Source organism: Chryseobacterium sp. HNCC26DJ240, from assembly GCF_057180485.1.
This window is the reverse complement of sequence record NZ_JBXUGK010000003.1, coordinates 107,337-121,910: the sequence shown is the minus strand read 5'-3', so window position 1 is coordinate 121,910 and position 14,574 is coordinate 107,337. Positions and strand designations below refer to the sequence as shown.

The 14,574-nt window shown below is 35.2% G+C and carries 18 protein-coding genes; 13 read left to right on the top strand and 5 right to left on the bottom strand.

The genetic code is table 11. From position 1 onward, the window contains the following. Positions 1–26 precede the first annotated feature (26 nt). The 10 genes from AC2A1G_RS06620 (at position 27) to AC2A1G_RS06575 (ending at position 8,537) form a co-directional block, all read left to right on the top strand. On the top strand, positions 27–893 hold the full coding sequence (locus AC2A1G_RS06620) for a hypothetical protein (RefSeq protein ID WP_484046143.1): 867 nt from the start codon (positions 27–29) through the stop codon (positions 891–893). 124 nt (positions 894–1,017) lie between these two features. Continuing rightward, on the top strand, positions 1,018–2,658 hold the full coding sequence (pgi, locus tag AC2A1G_RS06615; protein WP_484046142.1) for a glucose-6-phosphate isomerase: 1,641 nt from the start codon (positions 1,018–1,020) through the stop codon (positions 2,656–2,658). A 118-nt stretch (positions 2,659–2,776) separates the two neighbouring features. Then, the gene (locus AC2A1G_RS06610) at positions 2,777–2,995 is read left to right on the top strand and encodes a hypothetical protein (RefSeq protein ID WP_484046141.1); all 219 of its coding nucleotides are present in this window, start codon (positions 2,777–2,779) and stop codon (positions 2,993–2,995) included. After that, positions 2,985–3,275, top strand: a complete 291-nt coding sequence (locus AC2A1G_RS06605) for a type II toxin-antitoxin system RelE/ParE family toxin (protein WP_484046140.1) — start codon at positions 2,985–2,987, stop codon at positions 3,273–3,275. The genes AC2A1G_RS06610 and AC2A1G_RS06605 overlap by 11 nt, the downstream gene beginning before the upstream one ends. Before the next feature lie 30 nt (positions 3,276–3,305). Continuing rightward, positions 3,306–4,190 (top strand): bifunctional 5,10-methylenetetrahydrofolate dehydrogenase/5,10-methenyltetrahydrofolate cyclohydrolase, encoded by an 885-nt coding sequence (locus AC2A1G_RS06600; RefSeq protein ID WP_484046139.1) that lies wholly within the window; start codon positions 3,306–3,308, stop codon positions 4,188–4,190. Positions 4,191–4,240: 50 nt separating this feature from the next. After that, positions 4,241–4,870 carry a 7-carboxy-7-deazaguanine synthase QueE gene (locus AC2A1G_RS06595; protein ID WP_484046138.1) on the top strand — a complete coding sequence of 210 codons (630 nt, stop codon included), beginning with the start codon at positions 4,241–4,243 and terminating at the stop codon, positions 4,868–4,870. A gap of 69 nt (positions 4,871–4,939) precedes the next feature. Next, on the top strand, positions 4,940–6,274 hold the full coding sequence (locus tag AC2A1G_RS06590) for an exopolysaccharide biosynthesis polyprenyl glycosylphosphotransferase (protein ID WP_484046137.1): 1,335 nt from the start codon (positions 4,940–4,942) through the stop codon (positions 6,272–6,274). An 82-nt stretch (positions 6,275–6,356) separates the two neighbouring features. After that, a complete protein-coding gene (locus AC2A1G_RS06585) occupies positions 6,357–7,109 on the top strand; it encodes an MlaE family ABC transporter permease (RefSeq protein ID WP_191737184.1) in 753 nt (250 codons plus the stop codon). Then, positions 7,109–7,924, top strand: coding sequence for an ABC transporter ATP-binding protein (locus tag AC2A1G_RS06580; RefSeq protein WP_484046136.1), 816 nt, complete (start codon positions 7,109–7,111; stop codon positions 7,922–7,924). Before AC2A1G_RS06585 ends, AC2A1G_RS06580 begins: the two co-directional genes overlap by 1 nt. Continuing rightward, positions 7,908–8,537 carry an outer membrane beta-barrel protein gene (locus AC2A1G_RS06575; RefSeq protein WP_484046135.1) on the top strand — a complete coding sequence of 210 codons (630 nt, stop codon included), beginning with the start codon at positions 7,908–7,910 and terminating at the stop codon, positions 8,535–8,537. The genes AC2A1G_RS06580 and AC2A1G_RS06575 overlap by 17 nt, the downstream gene beginning before the upstream one ends. Positions 8,538–8,572: 35 nt before the next feature. Here AC2A1G_RS06575 and AC2A1G_RS06570 read toward each other — a convergent pair whose 3' ends face one another. Next, entirely contained in the window at positions 8,573–8,890 is a 318-nt protein-coding gene (locus AC2A1G_RS06570) for a hypothetical protein (protein ID WP_484046134.1), read from the bottom strand. A 63-nt stretch (positions 8,891–8,953) separates the two neighbouring features. Then, on the bottom strand, positions 8,954–9,760 hold the full coding sequence (locus AC2A1G_RS06565; protein WP_484046133.1) for a M48 family metallopeptidase: 807 nt from the start codon (positions 9,758–9,760) through the stop codon (positions 8,954–8,956). Between the two features lie 112 nt (positions 9,761–9,872). On the opposite strand from AC2A1G_RS06565, the gene AC2A1G_RS06560 reads away from it, so the two are divergent. Next, positions 9,873–10,421 carry a DUF4251 domain-containing protein gene (locus tag AC2A1G_RS06560; RefSeq protein ID WP_484046132.1) on the top strand — a complete coding sequence of 183 codons (549 nt, stop codon included), beginning with the start codon at positions 9,873–9,875 and terminating at the stop codon, positions 10,419–10,421. On the opposite strand, the gene meaB is transcribed toward AC2A1G_RS06560, so the two are convergent. Then, on the bottom strand, positions 10,418–11,404 hold the full coding sequence (gene meaB / locus AC2A1G_RS06555; RefSeq protein WP_484046131.1) for a methylmalonyl Co-A mutase-associated GTPase MeaB: 987 nt from the start codon (positions 11,402–11,404) through the stop codon (positions 10,418–10,420). The two genes, AC2A1G_RS06560 and meaB, sit on opposite strands and share 4 nt — an antisense overlap. Positions 11,405–11,535: 131 nt before the next feature. On the opposite strand from meaB, the gene AC2A1G_RS06550 reads away from it, so the two are divergent. Beyond that, positions 11,536–11,832 (top strand): cytochrome C, encoded by a 297-nt coding sequence (locus AC2A1G_RS06550; RefSeq protein WP_484046130.1) that lies wholly within the window; start codon positions 11,536–11,538, stop codon positions 11,830–11,832. A gap of 181 nt (positions 11,833–12,013) precedes the next feature. After that, the gene (locus AC2A1G_RS06545; protein WP_484046129.1) at positions 12,014–12,646 is read left to right on the top strand and encodes an NAD(P)H-dependent oxidoreductase; all 633 of its coding nucleotides are present in this window, start codon (positions 12,014–12,016) and stop codon (positions 12,644–12,646) included. 57 nt (positions 12,647–12,703) lie between these two features. Here the strand turns inward: AC2A1G_RS06545 and AC2A1G_RS06540 are convergent, their stop codons facing one another. Then, the gene (locus tag AC2A1G_RS06540; protein ID WP_484046128.1) at positions 12,704–13,480 is read right to left on the bottom strand and encodes a hypothetical protein; all 777 of its coding nucleotides are present in this window, start codon (positions 13,478–13,480) and stop codon (positions 12,704–12,706) included. 62 nt (positions 13,481–13,542) lie between these two features. Next, positions 13,543–14,571 (bottom strand): uroporphyrinogen decarboxylase, encoded by a 1,029-nt coding sequence (gene hemE / locus AC2A1G_RS06535; RefSeq protein ID WP_484046127.1) that lies wholly within the window; start codon positions 14,569–14,571, stop codon positions 13,543–13,545. Positions 14,572–14,574: the final 3 nt, after the last annotated feature.

Sequence of the window (14,574 nt, the reverse complement as noted above, 5' to 3'; positions counted from 1 at the left end):
TCGTTAAAGAACAAAAAAAACATCTTATGATTAAAAAAAACAGTATTTCTGTATTTGTTTTATGCTCAACTTTATTTTTTTCTCAAGCTCAGATTCAGGTTCTCGATGCCGAAACTCAAAAGCCTGTTCCCTACGCAAAACTTATTCTGAAAGGAAAAGACTATTACAGAAACACCGAAGAAAGCGGAATATTTAGTTTAGAAAAAGACGAGGAAATTTCAGAAATACAATCTTTTGGATATGAAAATTTTAAGGCTGAAAAGTATCAGTCTCTTTATTTATTGAAACCAAAATTTACTGAGATTGCTGAAGTGGAAATTGTGCGACCAAAATTTCAAAAAAGTTTTAAAACAGGAAGTTTAAAAGTTAAAGGAAGTTTTGGCGCAGGTTTCAATCGAAGCACATCCTCGTTTTGGGGTAAGGTAATTACATTTAATACTTCTAAAGACGAACCGCTGTTTATTAAAAAAATTAGTTTTAAAACTATTGCATCCAAGAAAAATGTCATCATCAGAATGTTGATTTATGAAAATGTTAATGGATTACCGGGCGAAATTTTAAGAAGCGAAGAAATTATTTGTAAGGCAGGACATAATAAACTTCAGGAGTTTTCTCCAAAACAAATAAGTTTTCCAAAGGAAGGGATTATCATTGGTTTTGAATGGATATTTAATGAAACAAATCGATATGAGACTTCTGTAACAATGAAAGATACGGGCGAAACCAAAAAAGTGTTTATGTTTTCTCCTGCACTTGCTGGGTCTGCTGATGAGGAATCTAATACAATTTTCGGAAGTCTTTTTGAAGGAAAATGGAAGTTTCAAAAATTTGGTTATACAAATGAAAAAAAGTTAAGGTTCAATCCTGCAATACAACTTGAGCTCACCAACTGATTTTTAATTCACAATTAACATCATTGCACGAAAATTCCGTAAATTTGCCAATCGGAATTTATCAACCGTATTTTGAGGAGAATTTGTTCAAAATTATTCCTCAATTCTAATTCAAAATTTAAATATGCTATCTAAAATAAATCCTACACAAACCGACAGCTGGATCTCTCTTGACGAACATTTTGGTAACAACGACTTTGAACTGAGAAGTCTTTTTCAATACAATCCGAACCGTTTTGAAGAGTTTTCTATCAAAAAAGAAAATTATCTTTTCGATTATTCTAAAAATCTAATTGATTCAAAAACGAAAGAATTGTTATTAAATCTTGCGGTAGAATGTCAGTTGAGGGAAGCTATAAATAAAATGTTTTCAGGAGATAAAATCAACGAAACTGAAGGTAGAGCAGTTCTTCACACGGCTTTGAGGGATTTTTCGGATAAAGAAATTTTGGTAGATGGGGAAAATATTAAACCTCAAATCAAAAGAGTTTTGGATCACATGAAATCTTTTTCTGAGAACGTAATTTCAGGAAATCACAAAGGTTTCAGCGGAAAAGAAATTACTGATGTTGTGAACATCGGAATCGGAGGTTCAGATTTGGGGCCTGTGATGGTGGTTTCAGCTTTGAAGCATTTTAAAACAAGATTAAATGTTCATTTCGTTTCCAATGTAGACGGAAATCATATCGCTGAAGTTGTAAAAAACTTAAATCCTGAAACAACTTTATTCATCATTGCTTCAAAAACGTTCACGACGCAGGAGACAATGACGAATGCAAACTCGGCGAAAGACTGGTTTTTAAAAGCAGGAAAACAGGAAGATGTAGCAAAGCACTTTGTAGCTTTATCAACCAACGTTCAGTCAGTTAAAGATTTCGGAATTGCAGAAGAAAACATCTTCGAATTCTGGGATTGGGTTGGCGGAAGATATTCTTTGTGGAGTGCGATTGGTTTAAGCATCGTACTTGCAGTTGGATATGAAAACTTTGAGCAATTGCTAAAAGGTGCTGAAAATACAGACCAGCATTTCCAGACGGCAGATTTTTCTGAAAATGTTCCTGTGTTGATGGGTCTTTTGGGAATCTGGTACCGTAATTTCTATGCTGCGACAACTCATGCAATTCTTCCATACTCTCAATATTTAGACAGATTTGCAGCATATCTTCAACAGGGAGATATGGAAAGCAACGGAAAGTGTGTTGACAGAAACGGAGAATTTGTAGAATATGAAACGGGACCAATCATTTGGGGCGAACCTGGAACAAACGGACAGCACGCTTTCTACCAGCTAATACATCAGGGAACAGAATTGATTCCGGCAGATTTTATTGCTTATGCGAAAAGTCCAAATGAAGTTTCTGATCATCAGGATAAATTATTAGCAAACTTTTTTGCTCAGACTGAGGCCTTGGCTTTTGGTAAAAACGAAGAGGAAGTTGAAGCAGAATTAAAAGCTTCAGGGAAATCTGAAGAAGAAATTGAGTTCTTATTAAATTACAAAGTCTTCCACGGAAATACGCCTACAAACTCACTGTTAATTAATGAATTAACTCCTTTTTCATTAGGTCAATTAATTGCAATGTATGAGCACAAAATATTTGTACAGGGTGTCATCTGGAACATATTCAGTTTCGATCAATTTGGTGTGGAATTAGGAAAAGTTTTAGCCAATAAAATCTTACCTGAATTGGAAAATAGTGAAGCAATTAATTCTCACGACAGTTCTACGAATGGGTTGATTAATTATTATAAATCAAATAAATAAGTAGCTTTTGGCATCCAGCTTATTGCTATTGGCTTTAAATTCGGTGTGTTAATATTTTGAATTATAGCTAAAACTGAACTATTACGGATTTTCATTAATTTTGAATAAAAATAAGATCATGAGTACAATTACAATACATCTTAAGGATAAAGAAGAGGAAACTCTAATTCAAAATCTTTTACAGAAAATGAAAATCAGTTTTGAGAAAGATGAAGATGATTTTGATTTGACTGAGGAAATGATTGAAGCTATTGAAAGAGGCTTACAGCAAGATAAATCCACAGCTGTCGATGGCAGAGAGTCTTTGAAAAGAATCAGAGCTAAATATGGAATTTAGCTTTAAATTTCTCCCGATTGCAGAAGAAAATATTGAGGTTGCGACAGATTATTATGCTGGGATTTCAACGAAGGTTTTGAAAAATTTTCATAAGCAATTAGATCTTTCCATCAGCAGAATTTTAATTAATCCATATTTTCAAAAACGATATAAAGATGTCAGAGCTTTACCGTTAAGAAAATTTCCGTACATCATTTTCTATGAAGTCGACGAGACAGAAAAAATGATATATATTCTTTCCGTCTTTTGCACCCATCAAAATCCGGAAAAATATCCTTAGAATCTAATAAAAGTAAAAATAAAAGTAAAAATGGCAGAAATTCTTGATGGATTAAAAGTATCCAAAGAAATAAAACAGGAAATAAAAGCTGAAGTTGAAAAAATAGTTGCTTCTAAAAGAAGAGCACCGCATTTGGTAGCCATTCTTGTTGGAAACAACGGCGCAAGTAAGGCTTATGTAAACGCAAAAGTGAAAGATTGCGAGGAAGTAGGTTTCCAGTCAAGCTTAGTTAAATTTTCAAGTACAGTTTCTGAATCGGAATTATTGGAGAAAATTGAGGAACTTAATAAAGACAAGTCTGTAGATGGATTTATCGTTCAGTTGCCTTTGCCGGATCAGATTGATCAGGAAAAAATCATCAACGCAATTGATCCACGAAAAGATGTTGACGGTTTCCACCCTACAAATTTTGGAAAAATGGCTTTGGAAATGGATACTTTTCTGCCTGCAACACCATTCGGAATTTTAACTTTATTGGAAAGATACAATATCGAAACAAAAGGTAAAGACTGCGTGATCATTGGAAGAAGTAAAATCGTAGGAAGACCAATGAGTATCTTGATGGGAAGAAAAGATTTCCCAGGAAATTCTACTGTTACCTTAACGCACTCTTACACAAAAGACATTGAAGAATACACGAAAAAAGCAGACATCGTAATTACTGCTTTAGGTGATCCTCACTTTTTGAAAGGTGAAATGATCAAAGACGGAGCAGTGATTGTTGATGTAGGAATTACAAGAGTTGATAATGATTCTCCAAAAGGATATTATCTGGCAGGTGATGTAGATTTTGAAAGCTGTGCAGAAAAAGCAAGCTGGATTACGCCTGTTCCCGGAGGAGTTGGACCAATGACAAGAGCGATGTTGATGAAAAACACCATCATTGCCTACAAAACTTCGGTTTACAATGATTAATTAATTAGACCTTCAAGGTTTCAAAAATCTTGAAGGTTTGGCATAGAAAAATGGATTTAGTAGAAGATATATTATTAAAAGAAGGTAAAATGCTCCCTGTGATGGAGCATTTTTACACTATTCAAGGGGAAGGTGCACACACCGGAAAAGCTGCTTACTTCATCAGGCTGGGTGGTTGCGATGTCGGTTGCCATTGGTGTGATGTAAAAGAAAGTTGGGATCCTGCGCTTCATCCTTTAATGAATGCTGAGGAAATTGCTGAAACTGCTGCCAGTCACTGTAAAATTATTGTTTTGACAGGTGGCGAACCATTGATGTGGAATTTGGATGTGTTAACCGGAAGGCTTAAAGAATTGGGCTGCACCGTTCACATCGAAACTTCAGGAGCTTATCCTATGAGCGGACAACTGGATTGGATCACACTTTCACCAAAGAAAACCGGACTTCCAAAAGAGGAGATTTATCAGAAAGCCCATGAATTGAAAGTGATTGTTTTTAATAATAATGATTTGAAATTTGCCGAAGAGCAAGCCGCAAAAGTTTCAGAAAACTGCAGACTTTATCTTCAAAGTGAGTGGAGCAAGCGGGATGAAATCTATCCTAAGATTACAGATTTTATTCTTGCAAATCCGCGTTGGCAGGCATCCGTGCAAACTCACAAATACTTGAATATCCCTTAAAAATCGTTATCTTAGCCGATAAGTTTTCAGTACGAGATGCAGAGAATACGGTACTCCAGATATTTAAAAATGATCATTGTTTTGCTAGACCTTTTGGTGCTGGCTTCAGTGTTCATTTTTTTTTATGTAAGCCGAAATTCAGATTTGATTCACAATGCAGACCTCTGGTATGAAAATTCTTTTCCGCTGTTGCTACTTGTTTCGTTTTGGTTGCTTTTAAGTGGGCGGACAAAAATTTACAATATTCCCCGAAATTTAACTTATACTTTATTTACAGAGCGAATTATTGCACAATTTATTCTCTTTGTCATTGGTTTGGTTCTGATCCGGAAAGTGAGTAACAATCAGTTCTTTAGCAGTGAATTGGCATGGCTTTCACTGTATTTGTTTGTCTTCGTAATGATTTCAAAATCAATAATTTATTTTGGAATTAAATATTTAAGGTCTCGTGGTGTAAACAACAGAAACACTATGTTTTTAGAAGAAAATGCATCAACTGAGGTGCTGAAAAACTTTTTAAAAGAAAGAAAGGATTTTGGATATAAGATATTTGATTACACACAGTCTTTTGAACTTCATTCACTTAGCTTGTTTTGGAAAGAAAAGGGAATTCACACAATCTTTATTCCCACACAAAACTCAATAGATAAGAAAACTGAAGAAGATATTTTTAAATTGGCTGAAGAGAATAAGGTCAATGTTACGATGGTTCCCTCAATTTCGCAAAATGAGTTTTTTCTCTACGACCTCGATTACATCAAAACACAGCCTGTTTTAAAGCAGACAAAATATCCTCTAGACTATTTTTCAAATTTTATTCTCAAACGGACTTTCGATATTGTTTTTTCGGTCTTTGTTTTGCTATTCATCTGTTCGTGGATGTTTCCATTGATTGCCGTTTTGATTAAACTGTCCTCAAATGGTCCTGTTTTTTTTATTCAAAAAAGATATGGTTTTCACGAGAATGTTTTTTGTTGTTTAAAATTCAGAACGATGGTTGTAAATGATGACTCTTCAACCAAAACGACTGAAAAGAATGACAAAAGAATTACAAAAATTGGAAAGTTTCTGAGAAAATCAAGCCTTGATGAGTTGCCGCAATTCATCAATGTTCTGAAAGGTGAGATGTCTGTCGTAGGGCCAAGGCCACACATGCTTGCGGTAGACAATCATTACAGGCAGAAAATTGGAAGATACAGTCTTCGGAGCATGGTCAATCCTGGAATTACAGGTCTTGCTCAGGTCAACGGTCTTCGTGGTGACGATGGAAATGTAGAAGTTGAAATGAATAAAAGGGTTTTGGCGGATGCTTTTTACGTAAGAAACTGGAGCTTTGTTTTGGATCTTGTGATTATTTTAAAAACCATCTTGCTCGTATTTACAGGAGATAAAAAAGCAGGTTAGAAACTCTCTGAGAGGTTAATTTTTATATTAATCTTAATTTCAGGTTTAATTTATTTAAATAAAAATAGTATAATTTAGCAGAATGTTAAAAAAGTTTTTTACAGCCATAGGAGAATACATGATTCTTATCGGTAAATCTCTTCAGAAGCCCCAGAAAATGAGGGTTTTTTGGAAGCTGTTTATGCGGGAAATCAATGACTTGGGCGTTAACTCTTTCGGGTTGGTTATCTTTACATCCATATTTGTGGGAGCTGTAGTTGCCATTCAGATGTTTAATAATTTTGATGCTTCTTCATTCCCAATTCCTCCTGCATTCGTAGGGTATGCTACCAAAGCTGTTTTGGTACTTGAATTTGCACCCACCATTATCAGTTTGATTTTAGCAGGAAAAGTTGGCTCTTACATTGCGTCAACTATAGGAACCATGCGTGTTTCTGAGCAAATTGATGCATTAGATATCATGGGGGTCAATTCGCCGAATTTTTTAATTTTACCTAAAATACTTGCATGTCTTATTTTTAATCCGATTTTGATTGCAATCAGTATCGTTTTCGGTATTTGTGGAGGTTATATCGCAGGTATGATTACAGGTAGCTGGACAACGGCAGATTATATTACCGGAATCCAAATGTATATGCCCAATCTTTTCATCTATTATGCTTTCTCCAAAACGATTGTTTTTGCTTTTGTAATTGCTACAGTTCCTTCATACTTCGGGTATAATGTGAAAGGTGGTTCATTGGAGGTAGGTAGAGCGAGTACACAGGCGGTAGTTTGGACGATGGTTTTCATCATTATTTCCGAATTACTTTTAACACAATTAATACTAAGCTGATGATTGAGGTAAAAAATCTTAAAAAGAGTTTTGGTGATGTTGAAGTGCTCAAAGGAATTTCAACCACCTTCGAAAAAGGAAAAACAAACCTGATTATCGGGCAGAGTGGATCTGGTAAAACAGTTTTCCTGAAGAGTTTATTGAATGTTTATCAGCCCTCATCAGGAGAGATTTTATTCGACGGAAGAGATATCAATGTGATGAACCGTGAAGAAAAGCAGCATTTACGTTCAGAAATCGGAACATTATTTCAGGGAAGTGCACTTTTTGACTCGATGACGGTGGAAGAAAATATTATGTTTCCACTGGATATGTTTACCAATCTTACTTTCAGAGAGAAAAAAAGAAGGGTTTTTGAGGTAATTGGAAGAGTGCATTTAGATAAAGCCAACAGAAAGTTCCCGTCTGAAATTTCAGGAGGAATGCAGAAACGTGTGGCAATTGCCAGAGCGATTGTAAACCATCCGAAATATCTATTCTGTGACGAGCCGAATTCAGGGCTAGATCCATACACATCAAATGTTATTGACGATCTTTTGGTGGAAATTACGCAGGAGTACGACACTACAACCATCATTAACACCCACGATATGAACTCCGTAATGACAATCGGACAAAAAATCGTTTATCTGAGATTAGGAATTAAAGAATGGGAGGGAGATAAAGACATTCTCATCACCGCAGGCAATAAAAATCTGATTGATTTCGTTTATTCATCAGAGTTATTCAAAGAATTGAGGGAGTATTTACTTGAAAATAATAAAACGATTGAAAATACAATCACTAATATTGACGAAAATGAAAAAAGTTCTTAGCATCGCTTTAATAGGAATTTCAATGGCAGCATCGGCACAGATTTCATTAGCCGGAAAGGCCAATTTAATCTTTCCGACTGGTTCGCCATCATGGAAAAATATCTCAAATTCTGCCACTGCAGCGTTTGAAAACAAAGGAAGTAATAACGTTGGTTTCAACGTCGGTCTTTCTGTAAAAGTTGATCTACCTTTAGGATTCTTTGCAATGCCTGAGGTCTACTACACCACTTTTAAAAACGAATTTACAGATCCGGTTTCTAACACCACTTTTGACGTAAAAAACAACAGATTAGATGTTCCGCTTTTGGTTGGGCATAAAGTTTTAGGAAATACATTAGGTGTATTTATTGGTCCTGTGATGAGTTACAATCTTGCGAAAGAAGATACTTACAATGATTTTGTAGAGAATTCTAAAAAACAGTTTACTGTAGGGTACCAGTTTGGTGCACAGATAGAATTGAAGAGTCTTATATTAAATGCAAAATATGAAGGTGCTTTAACGAAAGACCAAAGAGATTTTGTAAGAAGAATAGGAGGTGCTCAAAATACCGAAACCATTCGTTATGACAACCGAGCTAACCTTTTTATGGTAGGTGTTGGATATAAATTTTAAATCAAATTTAAATTTAAACATAAAAAATCCTCAAATTAAATTTGAGGATTTCTGTTTTGTTCTCTGTCAAGCTCTGCTTCCCGCTGAGCGATTTGCTGGGCTTTTATTTCCATTTCAGCTTTTTCCTGCTGAAGCTGTTTATATTCTTTTCTGCGCTGCTCTTCTTTAATTGCAGACCCTTTACTGGAGTAACCTACAATGCCTCCGATAATCAAGCCAATTCCTACGCCACCCATGATTCCCATCACATGGGGTAAGCCGATTTCTTCTGTTGTGAAACCATCAGTAGTAAGGTAAAAAAGCAAAATAGCTATTGCTAAAAGTACGATTCCTGTTATTGATAGATTTTTCATAGTTTTAAAATTAAATAAGCTCAAAAATGCCTGATTTTAATACAAATCAGGCAATATTTATGTTTAAAGTTTTCCTCCGGCTGCTTTATAATATTCAAGAGCCTGAGGTAGATTTTTATTTAAACCTGAAATTCTTGTCTCAGGATTCGGGTGTGTAGAAAGGAATTCCGGTTGTCTTGCTCCTGTAGAAGCCGATTCCATTCTTTGCCAGAAAGGAATAGACTGTCTTGGATCGTATCCGGCCATCGACATTAAATATAATCCCATCTGATCTGCTTCAGATTCCTGATTTCTTCCGTATTTTAAAAGTGCAACTTGAGATCCTATAGGATATGCTGCCTCAAAGACCTTTGCCCATTGTGCATTAGAAATAGATCCACCTAAGATTTGACCACCATATTGAGCAACCATCGATTGGGAAATTCTCTCATTCCCATGGCCTGCAAGAGCGTGAGAAACCTCGTGACCCATTACAACAGCCAATCCGGTGTCATCTTTTGTGATGGGAAGAATTCCTGTATAAACTGCAACTTTTCCGCCGGGCATACACCAGGCATTGATTTGTTTATCTTGAATTAAATTAAATTCCCAGGCATAGTTCACAAGATCAGCTTGTCTTCCGATACTTGTGTAATATTTTTCTGCTGCATTTTTTATTCTGTTACCTACATTTACAACTTTATTGGCATCGGCAGTTCCTTTCACAACTTTAGAACCAGTAAGTGTAGTTTTATATTCCTGAGAAGCCATTGTAAGAATCTCAGAATTGTTCGCTAACTGTAGCGAAGACCTCCCTGTAATTGGGTTTGTAGTACAAGCAGCAACTGCAAAAACAGCAGCGCCCATTCCTAAAATGAATTTAGTTTTCATTGTTTCGAGTGTTAATATTGGCTGTCTTACAATATTTATTCCAAAAAGAAAACAAATACTATATTAGCATAAAATTTGTTATGTTTAATGCTAATTCAATTTATATAAAATTATGAAAAAATATATTGTATTCATTCTAATGTTCGGATTAATTTTAAATTTCCAGCAAGTGAATGCCCAAAAGATGACTCAGACACAAACGGATGCGTTAGTGAATTCTGATGAGTTCACTTTTCATGCTGACAGAGCCAATCCTGTTAATTACGATGTCGTCAATATCGCCAATTCAATGCCGAATGCCCCAGGAATGAGAATGTTTCAGTTACAAGGCCAAGGGTATGTTATTATTATTAAAAAAAATGAATTAGAAGTTGTTCTCCCTTATTTCGGTCGAACTTTTAATCCAACCTACGGAAATCCTGATGGTAACAGCTACAGATTTACTTCGAAAGATTTTACCATTGAAAAAACTCAGAAGAAAAAAGGAAAATGGATTTTCAGAATCCAGCCCAAAGATGTGACCAATGTAAGTGATATTTATATTGAAATTTTCAAAAACGGAACTGCTCTTACTTCCATTAAAAGCAATGATAGACAGCCTATTTCGTACGATGGATATATATCAAAAACAGAGATTGAAACTAAGAAAGAAGAACTTTAATCTTTATTGTTAAGAAATCTGTCAACAAATAATTTTGCTTCAGAACTTGGATTTGAAACCTGTTCTGAAGCATTTTTTTTATGCTCAAAATAAGATTCTTCAAACATATTATTTTTTTTCAGTGAAGCTAAAATATATTCCTGAACCCAATATTCAAAGCGTTTTTCAGACTGCTGTTTTCTAATCTGTTCAAATCTTCCGGATTTCTTTTTTAATGAAATGAAATCATCTATTTTATCAAAAACATCTTCCAATCCCTGATTGTTTAAAGCTGAACCTAATAAAATCTGAACTTTCCAGTCTTTTTCTTTTGGGGGAATAAAGTCTAATGCACGTTTCAGTTCCAGTCTTGTGTTTTTAGCTTTCTGAAGATTATCGTCATCAACTTTGTTAATGAAAATCACATCAGTCATCTCCATAATCCCTCTTTTGATACCCTGAAGCTCGTCTCCGCCGCCAATAATTTTTAAGAATAAAAAAATATCCGTGATGTCGGCTACTAAAGTTTCAGATTGCCCTACACCAACAGTTTCGATTAAAATATAATCATAACCCGCAGCTTCACAGATCAGCATGGTTTCAAACGTAGCATTGGCAACGCCTCCCAAAAATCCGGAACTCGGGGAAGGGCGGATGAAAGCATTTTCTTCTTTAGTCAATTCTTCCATTCTGGTTTTGTCGCCCAAGATACTTCCTTTGTTGATGGCAGAGCTTGGATCAATTGCCAAAACCGCTACTTTTTTGCCTTTTGAAATAGCCAGAAGTCCGAAATTTTCTATAAAAGTTGACTTTCCTGCTCCCGGAACGCCTGTAATTCCTACACGAATGGATTTTCCAGTAAATGGCATAATCTGTTTCAGCAAATCTTCAGCCTGCTTTCTGTGTTCGGCTTTTTTGCTTTCAACCAGAGTAATGGCTTTGCCGATCAGGCGTTTGTTGCCTGAACGTATTCCCTCGAAAAGTTCCTGTGTAGAGATTTTCATCGATTCAAAAATATAAAAATTTAAAGGAAAAAGCGTTTAATGAAAGTCTTAATTTTAATGCTTCTAAATTAAGTTTTGAGAACACAAAATAAAATCTGAAACACTAATTTTGTTTATCAAATAATAAAAAAATGAAAAAACTCATAGGATCAGCACTCTTGGTAGCGATTTTTATTACTTCATGTACTCCGAAATCAACTGCAACAGCAACGGCTCCTGCAGCAGCAACCAGCACGGCTGAACAATTGGCTCAGGGAAAAACAATCTTTGAAAATTCTTGCAAAAAATGCCACGGTCTGCCAAAACCAGATGATTTTACTTCTGTGGAATGGGTAGGAATTATGAATTCAATGGCTCCTAAAGCAAGGTTAACTGATGAGCAGCACCAATGGGTTTACGATTATATTGTTTCAGCAAAAACGAAATAATTTTCTATAATTAAATCTCTTTCAATTTCGGAAGAGATTTTTTTATCCGAATAAGTTCTTACTCAAATAATTGTAACTTATTTTGTTACATTATAGATTTTACCAATAGAACAAATAGCCTGTTGATGGGCTTTTTTAGTACAGTTTCTTCTAATTTTGTGTCGTAAAATTTATTCAACACATGGAATTATTAGAAAAACTGAACTGGAGATTTGCTACAAAAGCAATGAACGGACAGAAAGTGTCTCAGGAAAAATTAGATAAAATATTAGAAGCGGCAAGGCTGGCTCCCACATCAAGCGGTTTGCAGCCTGTAGAAATTATTGTCATCAGCAATCAGGAAATTAAGGAACAGATAAAACCTCACGCTTGGAATCAACCGCAGATTACGGATTGTTCGCACCTGTTGGTTTTTGCAGCGTGGGATAATTACACCGAAGAAAGAATCAACAAAATGTTTGATCTGACCAATGAAATCAGAGGTTTTAAAAACGAAGGCTGGGAAAATTACAGACAGCAGCTTTTAGCAATGTATCCTCCGAGACCAGCCGAGGAAAACTTTAATCATGCGGCGAAACAGGCTTATATTCCTTTCAGCGCGGCAATTATTGCAGCAGCTTTTGAGGGAGTAGATTCAACTCCCATGGAAGGTTTTTCTCCTGAAGCTGTAGATGAAATTTTAAATTTAAAAGACAAAGGTCTGAAAAGCGTTCTTCTACTACCAATCGGTTATAGAGATTCTGAAAATGACTGGTTGGTGAACCTGACGAAAGTGAGGAAATCGAAAGAAGATTTCATCACAGAACTGAATTAAGAGCTAAATTTTTTTTCATAGAAAATCCCTTTCAAATTGTTTTGAAAGGGATTTTGTTTATTTTACCCTGACTATTTTTGCGTCAAAATCTGCCATCAAGTAAACTCTATCAAAGTTTGAATCAGTATTATAATTTTCCAAGTCATCTAATTGATAGGAAACAGATGATAACGAACCAACAATTAAAACCAACCAAAATTCATTAACTTCAAAATCTCCATTTTGATAAATTTGCAATTTAGATTCTTTCTTTTTTATTTCTTCATTTAATCTTTCATTCGTTAAATAAGGACCTTGCCAATTTTTTTCATTAAAATTAAAGCTAACAATAGAATGCCTTTTGAGTCGAACTTCATTAATAAAATTAGGCTTTTCAGCTTCATTATTAAGAATTAGAGATTGAATATAATTTGCTATTTCTTTTGCTAATTCTTTTTTTTGAAACTGCTTATATTCAAAACTATCATCATGAATTGATATAGATGCATATATTTTTTCATTAGGAAATAGCTCAATAAAAACTTTCTCGGAATATTCAAAAAGAGATTTTATACGATTATACTTATTCGAATTTTCAGTAAATATTCGTGTGTGTTCCAATCCAATTAATTTCGATTGATTTCCAATGATGAAATCTGGCTTTGGTGGGTTTGGTTTTTCAACTATATGTAAGTTGTCGTTAAGTTTATAGATAAATTTTCCTATCTGACAAACCTCAATAATCTCTTTTTGTGGTAAGTTATATTTTTCAATAATTGGTAATATTATTTTTCCAAGTTCTTCTTGTTCACTTTTAAAAATTTTAAATAAACTTTCTATATCTTGATTTTCCATCTTAGGTATTTTTAATTAAAAAAAGTTGCTCACATTGAGCAACTTTAAATTTATTTTATTAATTAATTCACCTTCCAATCCACCACCGCTCTGATAAACGCTTCCGCATTCTCCACAGGAATATTCGGTAAAATCCCGTGTCCGAGATTGACAATGTATTGATCCTTTCCAAAACGGTCGATCATCTCATGAACCATTTTTCTGATTGTTTCAGGAGTTGAATGCAGCCTTGATGGGTCAAAATTTCCCTGCAAAGTCACAGAATTACTAGTAAACTTTCTCGCTAATTCTGGTGTAATCGTCCAGTCAACGCCGAGTGCAGAGGCTTTTGACTTCGTCATATCTTCCAAAGCAAACCAGCAGCCTTTTCCGAAAACCACAACGTGCGTTAACGGTGCCAAAGCTTCAACAATCTGGTTGATGTACTGATATGAAAACTCCTGATAATCTGCCGGAGACAGCATTCCGCCCCAAGAATCGAAAACCTGAACTGCAGAAACACCTTTTTCAACTTTTCTTTTCAGATAAGCAATCGTTGTATCTGTGATTTTTTGTAATAATTTATGCGCCGCTTCGGTTTGCAGGAAACAGAAAGATTTGGCAATATTAAAATCTTTAGAACCTCTTCCTTCGATGCAGTAACACAAAATTGTCCAAGGAGAACCTGCGAATCCAATCAAAGGAATTTCGTTATCCAGCTTTTCTAAAGTCATTTCTATCGCATCAAAAACGTATCCTAAAGTGTCGTTCACATCAGGAACAACGATGTTATCCACTTGTTCTGCAGTTCTGATGGGCTCATCCAACCACGGACCGACTGATTCTTTCATTTTAAAATCAATTCCCATCGCCTGAGGAACTACCAAAATGTCTGAAAACAAAATCGCAGCATCCAACGGAAATCTTCTGATGGGCTGAACGGTGATTTCAGAAGCCAGTTCCGGAGTCTGACATCTTGTGAAGAAGTCGTATTTGTCACGAAGGGCAATGAATTCCGGCAAATATCTTCCTGCCTGTCTCATCATCCAAACCGGCGGTCTTTCTACAGTTTCGCCACGAAGTGCTTTTAAATATAGGTCGTTTTTTATCATAAC